This is a genomic window from Lysinibacillus sp. FW12, from assembly GCF_050817245.1.
GTDB lineage: Bacteria > Bacillota > Bacilli > Bacillales_A > Planococcaceae > Lysinibacillus > Lysinibacillus irui.
In genome coordinates this window covers 3,810,028-3,826,553 of the sequence record NZ_CP139094.1, presented here as the reverse complement: position 1 = coordinate 3,826,553, position 16,526 = coordinate 3,810,028, and the positions used below count along the sequence as shown (strand labels likewise).

At 35.9% G+C, this 16,526-nt stretch carries 13 protein-coding genes; 6 read left to right on the top strand and 7 right to left on the bottom strand.

What is annotated here, in order from left to right:
• Nucleotides 1-36: 36 nt before the first annotated feature.
• Both SJW71_RS19735 and SJW71_RS19730 read right to left on the bottom strand, forming a co-directional pair.
• On the bottom strand, nt 37-237 hold the full coding sequence (locus SJW71_RS19735) for a hypothetical protein (RefSeq protein ID WP_274795782.1): 201 nt from the start codon (nt 235-237) through the stop codon (nt 37-39).
• 195 nt (nt 238-432) lie between these two features.
• Nucleotides 433-1,695, bottom strand: a complete 1,263-nt coding sequence (locus tag SJW71_RS19730) for a dicarboxylate/amino acid:cation symporter (protein ID WP_274795783.1) — start codon at nt 1,693-1,695, stop codon at nt 433-435.
• 401 nt (nt 1,696-2,096) lie between these two features.
• Here SJW71_RS19730 and SJW71_RS19725 point away from each other — a divergent pair, with 401 nt between their 5' ends.
• The 3 genes from SJW71_RS19725 to SJW71_RS19715 are packed head-to-tail and all read left to right on the top strand — an operon-like array spanning nt 2,097 to nt 4,715.
• On the top strand, nt 2,097-3,698 hold the full coding sequence (locus SJW71_RS19725) for an ATP-binding protein (protein ID WP_274795784.1): 1,602 nt from the start codon (nt 2,097-2,099) through the stop codon (nt 3,696-3,698).
• Complete coding sequence (locus SJW71_RS19720) at nt 3,699-4,406, top strand: response regulator (protein ID WP_274795785.1); 708 nt, start codon at nt 3,699-3,701, stop codon at nt 4,404-4,406.
• 36 nt (nt 4,407-4,442) lie between these two features.
• Complete coding sequence (locus tag SJW71_RS19715) at nt 4,443-4,715, top strand: hypothetical protein (protein ID WP_431811357.1); 273 nt, start codon at nt 4,443-4,445, stop codon at nt 4,713-4,715.
• Nucleotides 4,716-4,875: 160 nt separating this feature from the next.
• Here the strand turns inward: SJW71_RS19715 and SJW71_RS19710 are convergent, their stop codons facing one another.
• Nucleotides 4,876-6,129, bottom strand: coding sequence for an MFS transporter (locus SJW71_RS19710; RefSeq protein ID WP_431811356.1), 1,254 nt, complete (start codon nt 6,127-6,129; stop codon nt 4,876-4,878).
• A 480-nt stretch (nt 6,130-6,609) separates the two neighbouring features.
• Here SJW71_RS19710 and SJW71_RS19705 point away from each other — a divergent pair, with 480 nt between their 5' ends.
• Nucleotides 6,610-8,178 (top strand): glycoside hydrolase family 10 protein, encoded by a 1,569-nt coding sequence (locus tag SJW71_RS19705; protein ID WP_431811355.1) that lies wholly within the window; start codon nt 6,610-6,612, stop codon nt 8,176-8,178.
• A 48-nt stretch (nt 8,179-8,226) separates the two neighbouring features.
• Here the strand turns inward: SJW71_RS19705 and SJW71_RS19700 are convergent, their stop codons facing one another.
• A complete protein-coding gene (locus tag SJW71_RS19700) occupies nt 8,227-11,316 on the bottom strand; it encodes an efflux RND transporter permease subunit (RefSeq protein WP_429979579.1) in 3,090 nt (1,029 codons plus the stop codon).
• A gap of 99 nt (nt 11,317-11,415) precedes the next feature.
• Between SJW71_RS19700 and SJW71_RS19695 the strand changes: the two genes are divergently transcribed.
• The gene (locus SJW71_RS19695) at nt 11,416-12,249 is read left to right on the top strand and encodes a TetR/AcrR family transcriptional regulator (protein ID WP_312504751.1); all 834 of its coding nucleotides are present in this window, start codon (nt 11,416-11,418) and stop codon (nt 12,247-12,249) included.
• A gap of 52 nt (nt 12,250-12,301) precedes the next feature.
• On the opposite strand, the gene SJW71_RS19690 is transcribed toward SJW71_RS19695, so the two are convergent.
• From SJW71_RS19690 to SJW71_RS19680, 3 genes are all read right to left on the bottom strand, one after another.
• A complete protein-coding gene (locus tag SJW71_RS19690) occupies nt 12,302-13,084 on the bottom strand; it encodes a serine/threonine-protein kinase (RefSeq protein WP_312504750.1) in 783 nt (260 codons plus the stop codon).
• 298 nt (nt 13,085-13,382) lie between these two features.
• Nucleotides 13,383-15,050, bottom strand: a complete 1,668-nt coding sequence (rnjA, locus tag SJW71_RS19685; RefSeq protein WP_274795790.1) for a ribonuclease J1 — start codon at nt 15,048-15,050, stop codon at nt 13,383-13,385.
• Nucleotides 15,051-15,055: 5 nt separating this feature from the next.
• A complete protein-coding gene (locus SJW71_RS19680; RefSeq protein ID WP_274795791.1) occupies nt 15,056-15,265 on the bottom strand; it encodes a DNA-dependent RNA polymerase subunit epsilon in 210 nt (69 codons plus the stop codon).
• A 436-nt stretch (nt 15,266-15,701) separates the two neighbouring features.
• Between SJW71_RS19680 and SJW71_RS19675 the strand changes: the two genes are divergently transcribed.
• Nucleotides 15,702-16,472 (top strand): Cof-type HAD-IIB family hydrolase, encoded by a 771-nt coding sequence (locus tag SJW71_RS19675; protein WP_431811354.1) that lies wholly within the window; start codon nt 15,702-15,704, stop codon nt 16,470-16,472.
• Nucleotides 16,473-16,526 lie beyond the last annotated feature (54 nt).

The following is a 16,526-nucleotide window of genomic DNA, read 5'->3' as shown; positions in this document are numbered from 1 at the left end:
TCGACTTTTTATGAATTATTATGCTTAATTTTTTTATCAATAGCGCTTATCTGTTGCCGAGGAATCCTTTGTTTTAGATTTATGTTGTTCATCTTTTACTTTTTCATTGAGTTCTTCGACAGGTATTGGATCAACTGTTTTCATGTCCTCGTGTTTATCAAAAATACTTTCTTTATCTGTATCCAATACATCAGGGTTATTAGTATAACGTGTTTTCGCTTGTTTTTTATTTGTCATGTCCTTCACCTCTTACTATATGCTTTCACCTTTTTACTAGAGTTTAAACATGATTGTTTTTATTATCCTTGGATAAAAAATAAATCCTACGCCATTGATTACTTATGTGAATTCAGCTAAATGTGAGTAACTGTTTCAGATTTGAAAATAAGAAGGGTAGTGAAACAGCCATGGCTGTCATCACAACCCTTTTTCTTATGATACAATAGTAGCCTTTCCTTGAAGTGCACGTTCTTCCATCGTTACATCAAATTCTTTTTCAGATTTGGACACTACAACACATGCTACGCCATTACCAATTAAATTTGTGACAGCACGAGCCTCCGACATAAAACGATCTACACCGATTAAAAGCGCTATCCCTTCCACTGGAATCATTGGGAAGGCAGCTAAAGTTGCCGCTAATGTGATAAATCCTGACCCAGTTACGCCCGCTGCTCCTTTAGAAGTAATCATTAAAATCCCAAGTAGTGTAAGTATTTGAACCCAAGTTAGTTCCATTCCATATGCTTGTGCAATAAACAAAGCAGCCATTGATAGGTAGATGGAAGTCCCATCTAGATTGAAGGAGTAACCAGTAGGAACGACTAAACCTACAACCTGCTTTGAGCAACCATAATTTTCAAGTTTTCGCATCATAGATGGTAGAGCTGATTCAGAAGAGGATGTGCCGATTACTAAGAAAATCTCATCTTTGATGTAAGCGATAAATTTAAAAATGTTGAATCTAAAGAACTTTGCAATCACACCTAAAATAAAGACGACAAATAAAAACATTGTAATATATACTGCAGCCATTAATAGACCTAAATTACCTAAAGATTTTAAACCAAAATTCCCAATTGTATAGGCCATGGCACCAAAAGCTCCGATTGGTGATATTTTCATAACCATACTGACAATCTTGAAAAAGATTTCTGCTACTTGCTCAAAGAATGTGATGACTGGTTTTGCAGGTGCTCCGATTGAAGCAGCTGCTAAGCCAAATAAAATAGCAGAGAATAGAACTGGTAATAGTTGACCAGTCGCCAATGCGCCAACAACATTTTCAGGAATAATACTAGAAATAAATGCACCCAAGCCCTGCTCAGATTCAGCAGCAGCAGTTGTATATTTTGAAATATCAGCATCAGATGCACCTGATGTATCTAAACCTGTACCAGGACTTACAATTAAAGCCACAGCAATTCCGATTGCTAAGGCAATTGTAGAAACTATTTCGAAGTAAAGTAATGCTTTACCTCCGATTTTCCCGACCTTTTTCATATCTCCCATACTGCCAATTCCAATAACCACTGTTAGGAAGATAATTGGGGCAATTAACATTTTAATTAATTTAATGAATAGGTCTGCTAAGATTTTCAAGCTGGCACCGAACTCGGGGAAAATGGACCCTACAATAATCCCAAGGATAATAGCTGCTATAACCTGAACAGTTAAATTTTTCAATAACCTCATTTTTTGCTACCTCTTTTCTAAATTTTCTCTTTGATATCGCTTTCACTAGAATCATCATAGCGAATATTTCTTAAAATAAGAGATTTAGAAAATAAGAAACATAACGTTCATTAAGTACATTTTATTCCATTATATATAAATATAGTAATATTAATAACATTGTCTGTTAGGTACGCTATATTTAATGCATTATTGTTATAATACAAAAACATAAAGTAATAAAAAAGTTCAGTTGTAAACAATCAATCTGTAATATTGTTCATTAAATTCAATATTTTCTGCTAATTATATAGATTAAAGGTGTTGTCAAAAGAATTTTTTGCAGATAATCTTAAAGTCATATCATAAATAAGTGTACCACTAACAATGAGAGTGCGGATTTGAAAGGAAGGAATTACTGAATGATGAAAATGCCTGTGAACGGCAAAATACTGTTAGTGACATTTTTAGTCATTGCATTCTCCTTTTTACTAGGTGGTATTTTTGTACTCGGTAACTTATTGTCTGAACAGGAAAAAAATTTTGGTCAGCGGGCAATGCTAGTAGCACAAACTGTATCAAATGTACCAGAGCTTAGTGTGCATTTGGAAAATGAAAATATCAAAGAATCTGCAAAAAATATTAATAAAATTGTAGATGGCATTAGGATTATTAATAAGGCAGATTATATTGTTGTGATGAATATGGAACGTATTAAACTATCACATCCAGTAAATAAGGAATTAGGGCAGCGCAGTGAGTCGCAGGATTTAAATGCAGCATTTAGTGAGCATTATTATGTTTCGAAGGCACGTGGAGAATCGGGTGTTATGATACGCGCTTTTGTACCCATTATAAATGATAAAAGGGAACAAGTAGGCATTGTAGTAGTTGGCTATGCATTACCAACCCTGCTAGAAATGCTACAAAGCTATGAGCGAGAAATTATGATAACTATAGTTATCTCGTTAATTTTCAGTATTTTCGGTGCATTTACACTTGGACGACATATAAAAAAACAAATGTTTGGGCTTGAACCCCATGAAATTGCAAAAATGTATGTGGAAAGAACAGAAACCTTTAATGCCATGCATGAGGGAATAATAGCTGTTGATAAGGAAATGAATATAACAATTTTTAATGAGAAAGCTGCTGATATTTTAGGTGTTACTAGGAAAATAGAGGATTGTATTGGACAAAAGATTTATGATGTTCTGCCGGATACCCGTCTGCCTGAAATTGTTGAAACAGCAACACCTGTTTATAATCAAGAGCTTTACATTAATCATCATAGTATCTTAAGTAATCGTGTACCCATTATTGTAAATGGCGAGCTAGTTGGTGCAGTTGCTATGTTTAAGGATTTAACAGCTGTGAAAAAGCTTGCAGAGGAAGTTACAGGTGTAAAGGCCTTTGTTCAAGCATTACGTGTACAAACCCATGAGCATAAAAATAAAATTCATACAATTGCAGGACTATTGCAATTGGGACATACAAAGCAAGCACTTGAATATGTTACAGTCACTACTGAAAATGAAGCATCATTGACGAAGTTCTTAAACGAACGCTTTCATAATGAAAATATTTCAGGTTTGTTGTTAAGTAAAGTAAGTTATGGAAAAGAACTAGGTATTGAGGTTGAAATTGATCGGAAAAGTCATTTTAAACGCTTTCCTCCTTTATTAGATCACCATGATTTTGTTGTTTTACTCGGCAATTTAATTGAAAATGCTTTTGAGGCATTAAATGTTCTTTCTAAGGAAGATAAATATGTAGCCATCTCTGTAGACGAGCATGATGGAGTCTTAGCGATAGCAGTTTCTGATAATGGGATTGGCATGTCCAAAGAGGTACAGGATCGTATGTTTGAAAATGGATTTTCGTCAAAAGCTAGTGAAAATCGGGGCATTGGCTTGCATCTAGTCTATGAAATTGTAAGAAAGGGCAATGGAGATATAGAAGTAGTGAGTGAATTTATGAAAGGAACAAGTTTCTTAATTTTATTTGAGTTAGGAGAAGTATAGATGGATGTAATAACTGTTTTATTAATTGAAGATGATCCAATGGTACGAGAAGTGAACAGGCAATTTATTGAGCAAATAAAAGGTTTTTCATTAATCGGTTATGCAAGTAATGGCATTGAGGGAATTAATAAAATTAAACAATTAACTCCAGAACTTGTCTTTATGGACATTTTTATGCCAGAGCAAGATGGCATTATTACGTTAGGAAAAATTCGAGAGGAGCATCTTCCTGTCGATGTTATCGCTGTAACTGCTGCAAATGATATGCCTACTGTACAGCGTATTTTACATTTAGGTGTGTATGATTATATTATGAAGCCTTTTACATTTGAGCGGATTGAGCAAACATTAAAAAATTATCAAAGCTACAGGAAAAAAATAAGTGGTATGCAGGATTTAACCCAACATGATGTGGATCATTTAATGCAGCAACGTCTTCCTGAGCAAGTTGTTGTTACAAAGACAGGAACAAAGGCAATAACGGTAGAGGAGCTACCAAAAGGATTTAATCGAGCTACTTTAGATAAGGTGCTTGCATATATTCAAACAAGTGAAGGGGCAGTATCGGCGGAGGAGGTCTCTACTTATATAGGTACAGCACGTGTTACAGCTAGACGCTATCTTGACTTTTTAGAAAAGCAAAATCTATTAAAAGTAGAAATACAATATGGAAGTGTAGGACGTCCTATTCATCGTTATTATATTTAATAATTAGTTACCTTTGATGTAAAGGTGGAATAGTAATTGTCTTTACATGTATGTAACTTTGTAAAAAGTCAGAGTCAATTTGGCGTTTTCGGTAACACTGTTTATTTAACAGGAGTGTCCTTATTAACATGGATTATGTATATATTATGTTGGGATTTCACGTTGCTCAATGAATACGATGACAAACTATTAGCATTATTAGTGTTTATTTCTAGTGTTATTTTCTGCAGTTTATTATTATTCACTATCGAACAAATTACGTTGTTAATAGGACAGGGGAAAAAGTATGTAAATTCAGATATTGTGTAAAGAAAGATTCTAAAGCACAATTGATTATTCTTAGGAAGTGGATAAAGACGAAAAAGCCCTGGATAAGGGCTTTTTTAGCGTCTGTATGCATTTAGGGTTGTTTATAAGCTAGGGTTTTAATTATTTTTTATCATCAGCAATAATCTCTTATACAAAATCTTCACTTTTTTGCAAGATTGTCAACATCTATTTGCTCGGCAGTAGATCTGCCAGCTTTTAATAAGACTTTACTGCCCAGAAGGAAAAATCCTTGGATAAATAATAGGATTCCTGTCCCGATGAGTAGCCATTCGATGGCAATCATATCAGCTATCGGACCGAAAATAAGCATACCTAACGGCATCATAGAGGTGGATATCATACTAAGAATGCCAAATACCCTACCCATATAATCACTTTCAACTTTTTCTTGTAATAACACCGTTGCGGGTGTATTAAAGATTGGCATAGCTATTCCGGTAACTGTCATGATTACGAGATACAGCCAAAAAACAGGAATAATGCCGAGAGCCATTGTACAAAGTCCAAATAATAATGCAGATAATGTCATCGTATGCACTTTATTTTTAAAGCCACCCCATGTTGCAATTGCGATACCACCTATTAACATTCCAATGGCAAAGGCCATCTCGATAACAGTCAAACGCCAGACATCATCGCCAAAGCTACGGGTTACTTGCAAAGGTGTTAAAAAGGCTGCAGGTGCAGCAAGCAGCATGAAAAAGGCGAAGAACAAAAACAATTGTTTTAAGAAAGCATGCTCTTTAATGTAAATGAAGCCTTGTTTCATATCACTAAAATAGCCTGTTGTTTGTGGCTGATTTGCTTTCGCATGTGCAGGAATATGCAGAAATAATAAGAAGATCGCAATGGCGATAGCAGCCGTCGCTACATCAATAAAGAAAATAGATTCGATGGAAGCCATCGTTAATAATGCACCACTTGCCATCGGTGCAAGAATCATGATAAAAGCTTGAATACTACTATTTGCACCATTGACCTTCATCAAATGCTCTTCAGGCACAAATTGCGGTAAAATAGCGCCTACAGCGGGTGTTTGAATACCTGCACCCATGGCACGTACCGCCGAAATAACAAATAGTAGCCAGAGCTCATCATAGCCGATTAAAAATAAAATGGCTAAGATTAGCGTGGATAAGGCAATCATGCCATCTGCTAAAATAATGAGCCATTTACGATTATACCGATCTGCCCAAACACCAGCTATTGGTGCTAAGAAGAAGGTTGGTAAAAAGCCGCAAATTATCGCAATGGTCATCATACTGCCTGATTGCGTTGTAAGCGTGATATACCATGTTATGGCATACTGCACAAGAGCAGAGCCAAAAAGTGAAATCGTTTGACTGCTTAAAAAAAGTATCGTATTACGTTTCCAATGTTCCAATTTCGTCATCCCTTTCTAACAGTAGTGCCTGTGTGGAAAGTTAAAGACAACAAAAAAGAGGGGAGTTGAAGTCCCCTCTTTTCCAGTATTCCTAAAACAGACTAGACCTAATTCCATTTTCCTTGCACAGCAGGCAAAGTGTACACATATTTAATTAGTAAAGTGAAATCGTAGTCTAATTGAAGCTGTCATTTGGAATACCCTCCGTTCTACATAAGTTGTGTTGATTGTAGCATACAGTTCATTACTGCGTAAAGAATGAATTAAACATAAATTAGTTGAAATTTTAAAATATGGAATATGGAAGAGTGTTTTTTGGGGTGATTAAAGATATTTATTTTAGAAGGAGTTGGTACATTTATTAAGTGTGCATCATGGAAAAGAATTATTTTATTTTAGTCATGTTTTCTCTAATTAAAAGGAATGGGGACGTGCATATAACAAGAAGTTATCATATACTAAAATAGAAAAATAGTAAAGGGAGGAAATATGAGAAATAATAATAGTAAATTGAAAATTTTAACTTTAGTCTTGATGATTTTGGTGTTATGCCTATCGACAATCCCTGCTAATACAGCGAATGCAAACACGACACAGCCGAAAAGGGAAATGCGGGCTGTCTGGATTTCAACGGTTCTCAATCTTGATATGAAAGCTGGTATGAATAAGGAGCAGTACACGGCTTGGGCACGCCAAACTTTGGATCAATTAAAAGCCAATAAATTTAATACTGTTATTTATCAAGTAAGACCAACAAATGATGCAATGTATGCGTCTGAGCTAGCGCCTTGGTCGTCGTACATAACAGGGAAAAAGCAAGGTACAAATCCTGGTTTCGATCCTCTTGAGATAATAGTAGAGGAGGCGCATAAACGGGGAATGGAGCTGCATGCTTGGATGAACCCTTATCGTGTAACAATGTCTGGACAAAAGCTAACCGACCTTTCTGCCGATAATGTGGCTAGAACACATCCAAACTGGGTTGTTAAATATGGCAAACAATATTATTTAAATCCTGGCTTACCCGAAGTGCAAGACTATTTAGTTGAAATAGTAAGAGAGCTAGTAGCCAATTATGATGTTGATGCCGTGCATATGGATGATTATTTTTATCCATACAAAATTGCTAATGAAGTTTTCCCGGATCAAGCAGCATTCAAAACATATGGTACTTCCTTTAAAAAGGTAGAGGATTGGCGAAGAGATAATGTTAACAACCTTGTAGAAAATCTTTACACAGCTATTAAAGAGACAAAGCCATATGTACAATTTGGTATTTCACCATTTGGTGTATGGCGTAATAAATCATTGGATAAAACAGGAAGTGACACACGAGCTGGTGTCAATAATTACGATGATTTATATGCAGACGTCAGAACATGGATTCAAAATGGCACAATTGATTACATTACCCCACAAATTTATTGGTCAAGGACATTATCTGTTGCCAAATATGGGACATTGCTAGATTGGTGGAGCCATGAAGTACAAACATATGCAAAAACGCACCCTGTCCATCTATACATTGGACTTGCTGATTACAAGGTTGGCAATGACAGTGATGCAGCATGGAAAAATAAAATGGAATTGCCAAATCAAATACTAGCAAATCGTTCTGAAAAGGTAGCAGCCGAAGGACAAATGCATTTCTCTTTACGAAGTTTTCAAAACGATAAATTAGGCTACGCAACGATTGTTCGTCAACAACTATATAATTATACAGCACTGACACCAGTAACCACTTGGGATGATAATACAGTGCCAAACACGCCTACTTTTGTACAAGTGACAAAGGAAGCTGCTGGTCGTAAGATTGAAATAATTGACGACAATGAAACACAGCCACGTAAATATGTTATTTATCGTTTTAATGGGAACAAAGAAGGTTCTTATGATGACCCTCAAAATATAGTAGATGTTGTTTATAATAAGGATGGCATCACTCAATACTTGGACAAGTCAGCTCTTGCTAAGCACAGTTATACATACGGCATTACGGCTGTATCTGCTACAGGTGTAGAAAGCAAGGAAGTTTTTGTAGTGAAAGAAAATCAATAAATAGAAAAACAGCTACTCAAGCGAATCGCATGAGTAGCTGTTTTCTTATTAATTTTCTTCAATATCTTTACGGTTTTTCTTTAACATCTTAGATAGCATTTCATAAACAATTGGTACTACAACTAATGTTAATAGTGTTGAAGATAATAAACCACCAATTACTGTAATAGCTAAATCTTTAGAAATTAAACCACTACCGCCAGAACCAAGAGCCATCGGAATCATCGCACCGATTGTTGCAATGGCTGTCATAAGGATTGGACGTAAACGAGTTGCCCCTGCTTCTAGGATAGCTTCACGCATGGCAAGACCATCATGTTCCATATGGATAATACGGTCGACTAATACAATAGCATTTGTTACGACGATACCAATTAACATCAGAAGTCCCATCATAACAGAAACAGAAATAGTTTGACCTGTGACAAAAAGACCGACAAATGCACCAATTACGGCAAAAGGTAGTGAGAATAGAATAGCGAATGGCGCTAAACCTTCGCCGAATGTTACCACTAAAATGAAGTAGACAATGGCAATTGCCGCTAGCATAGCAACACCTAGCTTAGTAAATGTTTCTTGCATATCTGCAGCAACGCCAGCAACACCAGTTGTTACGCCTTTTGGTAAATCTAATTTATCAATCTTCTTATCGGCAGCTGAAGTTGCTTTGGAAATATCGTCATCGGTAATCGTACCAGATACTGTTGCGAAATATTCACCTTTTGAACGAGATAATGAGTTAAGTGTCGTACCTTCCTCAACATCTACTAATTCACCGATTGTCATTGTTGTGCCTAATGCCGTTTTAATTTCAGTTGCTAAGACATCATCAAGTGAAGTAGCAGCTACTTTGGCATCACGTTGTACAATAACATCAATATCATTCCCATCATTTTTAACTGTTGTTAAAACTTCTTGGGATGTATTCGAATTTAATGCCATCACAATTTGAGCAGTAGTTAAGCCATATTGAAGGACATTTTTTTGTTCAACTTTAAGGACATGCTCTACATAAGGATCTTCGTTATCAGATTTGATATCCTCTAAGCCATCTACTTCTTTTAGAGCACCCTCAACTTGACTTACTGCTTCTCGAAGTTTATCTAAGTCATCACTGTATAGTGTATAGCTTACTTCATTTGAAGACATAGACATTGATGAGAAGTTTTGAGACTTCCATTCTCCTGATTGGCCAATATTAAACACATAGTTTTCTACTTCTTCACGAGCTTTAGGGAAGTCCTCCATATCCGGATCAAAGATAAGGTACATTAAGGCACCGCCAGCGCCTCCACCCATCATCATTGCTGAAGGGTCAACATTATTGGAATCCGTTATGGAAACTTGTAAAATATCAACATCTTTACGTTTCATTAATTCTTTTTCTACTTTTTCAACGTTTGCTGCCGTTTCATCTGCTAGCTCACCTGTAGCAGGTGTATACGTTAAGTACATTACTTTTTCTTCTTGTGATCCCATAAAACTAAAACCTATTAAAGGTGTTAATGCAAGGGAACCTGCAAGTAATACAATCGCAATGATTGAAGTAATAATTTTATGGTTTAATGCTTTTTCTAAGACACCCTTATACCAATTAGCTAACTTACCAACTTCTTTATGCTGGCTTTCCTTTTTCTCACCGTATAATTTTTTACGGAATAGGAAGTGAGATAAAGCTGGTACGATTGTGATGGCAACGATTAAGGAAGCACCTAGTGCAAATGTCATTGTTAGGGCAAATGGCATGAATAATTCGCCAACCATACCGCCTACGAAAATAAGTGGGGCGAATACGGCAACCGTTACTAATGTTGACGAAAGAATAGGTTTAAACATTTCAATCGTTGCTTCACGAATTAAGGCACGACCTGTTAATTTTTCTTGTTTTAAATGAATTCGTCGATAAATATTTTCAACAACTACAATCGAGTCATCGATAACACGACCTATTGCGACGGTAATCGCACCTAGCGTCATAATGTTTAATGTGATATCCATCCAGTTTAATAGTAGTAATGCCATGAAGACAGAAACTGGGATAGAGATAATCGAGATAATTGTTGATTTGAAATCACGTAAGAATAGTAAAATGATTAATACGGCAATTGCACCACCAAATACTGCCTTTTCGATCATGGTGAAAACAGAATCTTCAATTGGGGCACCTTGGTCTAGAGAGATGTCAACGTTTAAGCCGTCTAAACGTTTTTCTTCATCTTTCATAAGGTCTTTTACTGCATTAACTACTGTTACCGTATTCGCATCTTGACCTTTTACGATTTGAATGGCAATAGCATCCTTACCGTTTGTACGGGATACAGATTGTACTTTACCTTCTACTTCAATCGTTGCAATATCACCTAGACGAACGAATGGTGAAGGATTTGTAGCTGAAGGTGTGACAGGAATTAATAAATCTTTTAGTTCATCTACAGATTTTACTTTACCATCAACTGAAACTGCTTGTTCACCAACGGTAAATTGATATAAACCAAGTGATAAAGACATGTCACTTGCTTGGATCATTTGCTTGACTGTTTCTTCAGTTAACCCTAGTGCAGCCATTTTTTCTTCATCATATTTAAAAGAAACTTGTTCAATATGCTGACCAGTAATAGTTGCAGAAGCAACACCATCAATTTTTTCAATTTTTGGAAGTAAAACGTCCTCAACTGTTGAAGTAAGATCTACAATATCTTCCTTCGAGCTACTTACAGATAAAGCTACTACTGGCATCATGTTCATGCTGATGGCCATAATACTTGGTTCTTGTGCACCTTCAGGTAGTTTAATATTATCTAAAGCTGCTTCTAACTGACGTTTTTTCTCATCCATATCAATGCCATAGTCATATTCAACTTGAACTTGTGCTACGTTGGAAGAGGATGTTGAATAAACTGCTTTAACATCTTCCAAGCTTTCTATGGATTTCTCAAATGGAATGGACAGTTCATTCATTACTTGTTCAGGCGTTGCGCCAGGGTATACACCCATAACAATTAAATATGGGATGGAGATATCGGGTATTGATTCCATTTTCATTCTTGTACCGGAATAAATACCAGAGACAGTGATGATAATTGTTAATAACCACACTGCCAATTTGTTTTTCAATACGAAATTAACTAAACCTTTCACCTTCACACCTACCCTTTATTGACTATCTAAATTCAATTATTTATACTAATGACTAATCGGTCATTTGTCAACGAAATGCATTAGGAGAGAGTTAAAAATATGTTAAAAAAGCAATTAATTATGGAGAAAGCATTAGAACTGTTTTCTGAACAGGGTTTTGAAGCTACATCTGTACAGCAAATAACGGAACGTTGTGGAATTTCAAAAGGTGCATTTTATTTATCCTTCAAAACAAAAGATGAGCTTGTTATTTCAATGGTGGACTACTATTTACAGCAGTTTATTACGGATGTTGACCAAGTAGTCAGAGGCACCTATAATAAAGAAACGGTTTTAGTTGAATTTTATAAAAGCATCTTTCAAGCATTCAAAGACCATTCTGCATCCGCTCGTGTGTTCTTTAACGAAAAGGTCTTTTTAACAAAAAAAGAACTTTTTCATAAAATAACCGCGTATGAAGCAGAAATGTCTAAATCCATTCTCTATATGCTGGAACAACTTTATCAGGATAAACTCCAGGAAATGAAATACGATGTTATGTACTGTATTAAAGGATTTATGAAGAGTTATGCTGAGCTGTTTATTTTTTCAGATATGCCTCTTGATTTAGAGCAACTAGCTAAATCATTAGCAGAGAAGACAGATATCATTGCACATCATACAACCATTCCTTTTATCACAGAAGATCTTGTGCCATTTATTGCAAGGCCATGTGAACAAGATGTGTCAAAGGATGCTCTGTTACAATTATTTGAGCAAAATATCATTCATACAGAAGATTCAATTGCAAAAGAATCATTACTGCTATTAAAACAAGAAATAGAAAAACCAACATATAGTAGAGCCATTATTAAGGGTTTAATTGAAAATTTGCGTCAAGATCCAGCGTATCATTGGATTGCCTATGTAAGTGCTAAATACTTTAATAGTTGAATTGCAGGATAGAATTGTTCACGTGGACAGATGAACAATTCTATTTTTTTAGCTAAATATCTGCTAACTGTGGTATAGATTGCAGTGCTACTAATGCACTTGGAAATGGTTCTTGAATCCATAATAATCGTTCAAGAAAATCTTGCACGGCAATCGGTAACTGCAATTCCTGCTGCCAAGCTTTTTCTTTTTTATTGCTTGGCTTGTAGTTTGAGTAAAGTAAAAATAATAAAAAATGACCGACAAAATAAAGATCACTAATATGATTTTCTGCACGTTTAGGGTTTTCAATGGTAGAAAAATCGATTTCCTTTTGATAAGTGGTAGCGAGACCAAAGTCAATAATATGCAATTGCTGTTCTACTAGCAGTATATTAGGAATACGTAAATCGCGATGTACAATACCGTGATTGTGTAATTGTGTAATTTGTTCTAAAAGCTGTTTAGTAATGGCAAGTGATCGAACGATGGTAAACTGGGCGCCATCTTGAAAAATAAGCTGCTCAAACGTTTGGCCATTAACGTAGTCCATGATGAAAAATGGACAATCATCAATTGTTCCTGTTAAATGGATGGCAGGAACATAAGGCAGTGATAATTGTTGAAGTATGTGTATCTCTTGCTTAAATTTATAAATGGTTTTCTTGTGGTGACGATGTTTAGGACGTAAGCATTTTAAAACAAATAGCTTTTTAGATGAACAATCTTCAATTAAATATGCACGGCCATATGAGCCATAGCCGAGAAATTTTTTAAAAGAGAAATCGGGATGTTCAGCTATAAAATGCTCTACAATTCGATCAAAGTTTTTTTCGGAAATTCTTTTCCACCACATTAGCTACTAAAGAAACTCATTGAGCTGAAAAAACTACGTGAACTTTTGCGAGAGCTACGTTTATAATGCTTGTGACCATAATAATTATGTCGTTTTGAATATCTGCGACGGCTACTAGAGGAAGAATAATGACCTTTTGATTTTCCGTTGAGTAAGGAATGAAGAATTTTATCTAGCATAAAAACGCTCCTTTTGATGTTGTTATTACTATATACGCAAAAATAAAAAGAGAGGTTTCAAAAAATAGAAAATAAAAAAAGAAGCTATGTAAATATTTACATAGCTTCTTTACAGGAGGTTAAACCTCCATAATAATTGGTAAAATCATCGGTCGACGTTTTGTCTTTTCAAATAGGTAAGGACCTAAAACGTCTGTAATTTCATTTTTTAATTCTGTCCATTGTGGTGTTTTGCTTTGAATTGTTTCGTTAAGGTGACGATTGAGCATCTTCTGTGCTTCGTTAATCATCGTACCTGATTCACGCATGTAGACAAAGCCACGCGAAATGATGTCTGGGCCGGAAACAATTTTTTGGTTTTCCATATCAACACTTACGACAACGATAACCAAACCTTCTTCCGAAAGAATGCGTCGATCGCGTAAGACGATATTGCCAATGTCACCAATACCATTACCATCAATATAAACATCACCAGAAGGGATACGGCCAGCAACATGTGCTTCATTGGCGCTTAAGGCCAATACATCACCATTTTCCATAACAAATGTATTTTCTAATGGAACATCGCAATCTTCTGCTAGATGTGTATGCATTTTTAACATACGGAATTCACCGTGGATAGGCATAAAGAATTTAGGCTTCATTAAACGAAGCATCAATTTTTGCTCTTCTTGTGATCCGTGACCAGATGTATGGATATTATTTAATGCACCATGAATGACTTCTGCGCCAGCGCGGAACAATAAATTGATAATTTTGTTTACGCTCACAGTATTACCTGGTACAGGTGATGATGAAAAGACAACCGTATCGCCAGGTTGGATTTGTATCTGACGGTGTGTACCATTGGCAATGCGAGATAAGGCAGCCATTGGTTCACCTTGAGAGCCTGTACATAAAATCATTACTTCATTTGCAGGAAGTCGATTAATGCTTTGGGCATCAATAAATGTATCCTTAGGCGCGTTGATATAGCCAAGCTCACGACCAATTGTAATGGCATTGTCCATTGAGCGACCGAAGACAGCAATTTTTCTTCCGTATTTTACGGCAGCGTCTGTTGCTTGTTGTAGACGATGAATATTTGACGCAAATGTAGCAAAAATAATACGACTATCAACTTTGCGGAAAATTTCATCAATACTCTTTCCGACTGTGCGCTCAGACATGGTGAAATTAGGCTTTTCAGCGTTAGTACTATCTGATAGTAAGCAAAGCACGCCATCTCGTCCGATTTCTGCCATCTTCGTTAAGTTGGCAGGTTCGCCCACAGGTGTAAAGTCAAATTTAAAGTCACCTGTATGAACGATATTACCAGGTGGTGTTTTAACAACAATACCATACGCATCAGGAATACTGTGAGTTGTTCTAAAGAAGCTAACAGATGTTTTTCTGAATTTAATAACATCCTCTTCTTTTATTTCAATAAGCTTTGTTGTACGTAGTAAGCCATGTTCTTCTAATTTATTACGTAATAAGCCAAGTGCAAGCTTACCACCGTAGACAGGGATATTAACCTGACGTAACAAATAAGGGATACCTCCGATATGATCCTCGTGTCCATGAGTAATAAATAGTCCTTTGATTTTGTCAACGTTACGTACTAAATACGTATAATCAGGAATAACATAGTCAATGCCCAGTAAGTCGTCTTCTGGAAATTTAATGCCAGCGTCAATTAAGATGATTTCATCTTGAAATTGAACGCCGTAAGTGTTTTTGCCGATTTCGCCCAGTCCGCCGAGCGCGAAAACAGCTGCTTGGTCATTTTTAACAAACTTCATGTTTGTTAAATTTCCTCCAAGACGAAGTTCGGGCTAGCTTGTTCGTACTCTAAATAGTTACCTTCAAGCAGTTGAATGAACTCGATGTTGTAGTTTCGGTCTTTTAGCTTTTGACGTACTTCGCGTTCTGAAGCAGCTTCAAGGTATAGACTTTTAGTATTTTCGCGAACTGGAATCTCATTTGCATTTTCTTGATAATAAACTTTGTAAATCATAGTTTGCTCTCCTTTAATTGCGTACATTTTTCTTGCACCTTTGACTACTACCACACACGTGCTACAAGAAAACAACGAATTTCTTTTAAAGAAGAAATATACATTTGTAATCCTTGTATCTCAATGCTTCAGTTGTGCACTATGTTTTAAAATTATATAGGAAGTAGTGAGACAGTGGTTGCGTATAGCCAAATAAATGCATTTCCTTTATATTATCACGCAGTTCCTCTAAAATAAAGAAAAGCCCTTCAAATAATGAAGGGCAAATGTTAGGCAATTGATTTTTTTCCGAGTACGCCGCGAAGCTGCTTCAACAATTTCCGTTTTAGTTTCTTCAGCATGGCACATCACTCCTTAGGATCATTATAATAAAAATTATTGTCTATGTAAAGCTATTAGCCTTGAAAGGGTAATATTGATGGAAAGGGATATTAAAATGAACAAAATTTTATTTTTTGATGTAGATGGTACTCTTTATAACAGTGAAAAAAAATTACCTGCATCAGCAAAAGAAGCACTTCTTGCAGCTAGACGTAATGGCTATGAATTGGCAATTGCTACTGGTCGAGCCCCTTTTATGATTGATGCTTTATTAGAGGAGCTGGATATTGATACGTATGTTACCTTTAATGGACAATATGTTGTTTACAAAGGTGAGGTTGTCTATACAAACGGTATTGAAAAAGAAGAATTGGCGAAAATCATTGCCTTTGGTGAAGCACGTAATGAGCCGGTAGTATTTTTAGATGACAAACGTATGATTGCATCTGTTGGTGATCATAATATGGTTGCTGAAAGTCTAGATACGCTTAAATATCCATACCCAGAATTAGATTCTTCTTATTATATGCAGAACGCTGTATATCAAACACTTATATTTATGGAAGAAAAAGATGAACCTTTATATTGCGAAACATTCCCAAATGTACAATTTGTACGTTGGCATCGTTATTCTTGTGATATTTTGCCAAAGGGCGGCTCAAAGGCAGTAGGTATTGAAAAGATTCTTGAAAAAATGGGCATTACGTTACAAGATGCCTTTGCTTTTGGAGATGGCATAAACGATATCGAAATGCTACAAGCTGTAGGTACGAGTGTTGCGATGGGAAATGGACATGAGCGAGTAAAGGCTGTTGCACATCATATTGCTGATCATGTAGACGAAAATGGTCTCGCAAAAATCATGCGTAAGCTAGCAATTATCTAAAAATAAAGAAGCAACTAGTTGCGCACTTCGCGACTAGTTGCTTTTGTTTTGTAA

Excerpts from the sequence above, each read along its gene's own strand:
- SJW71_RS19735 (WP_274795782.1), bottom strand. The coding sequence starts at position 237 with ATGACAAATAAAAAACAAGCGAAAACACGTTATACTAATAACCCTGAT.
- SJW71_RS19730 (WP_274795783.1), bottom strand. The coding sequence starts at position 1,695 with ATGAGGTTATTGAAAAATTTAACTGTTCAGGTTATAGCAGCTATTATC.
- SJW71_RS19725 (WP_274795784.1), top strand. The coding sequence starts at position 2,097 with ATGATGAAAATGCCTGTGAACGGCAAAATACTGTTAGTGACATTTTTA.
- SJW71_RS19720 (WP_274795785.1), top strand. The coding sequence starts at position 3,699 with ATGGATGTAATAACTGTTTTATTAATTGAAGATGATCCAATGGTACGA.
- SJW71_RS19710 (WP_431811356.1), bottom strand. The coding sequence starts at position 6,129 with ATGACGAAATTGGAACATTGGAAACGTAATACGATACTTTTTTTAAGC.
- SJW71_RS19705 (WP_431811355.1), top strand. The coding sequence starts at position 6,610 with ATGAGAAATAATAATAGTAAATTGAAAATTTTAACTTTAGTCTTGATG.
- SJW71_RS19695 (WP_312504751.1), top strand. The coding sequence starts at position 11,416 with ATGTTAAAAAAGCAATTAATTATGGAGAAAGCATTAGAACTGTTTTCT.
- SJW71_RS19690 (WP_312504750.1), bottom strand. The coding sequence starts at position 13,084 with ATGTGGTGGAAAAGAATTTCCGAAAAAAACTTTGATCGAATTGTAGAG.
- rnjA (WP_274795790.1), bottom strand. The coding sequence starts at position 15,050 with ATGAAGTTTGTTAAAAATGACCAAGCAGCTGTTTTCGCGCTCGGCGGA.
- SJW71_RS19680 (WP_274795791.1), bottom strand. The coding sequence starts at position 15,265 with ATGATTTACAAAGTTTATTATCAAGAAAATGCAAATGAGATTCCAGTT.
- SJW71_RS19675 (WP_431811354.1), top strand. The coding sequence starts at position 15,702 with ATGAACAAAATTTTATTTTTTGATGTAGATGGTACTCTTTATAACAGT.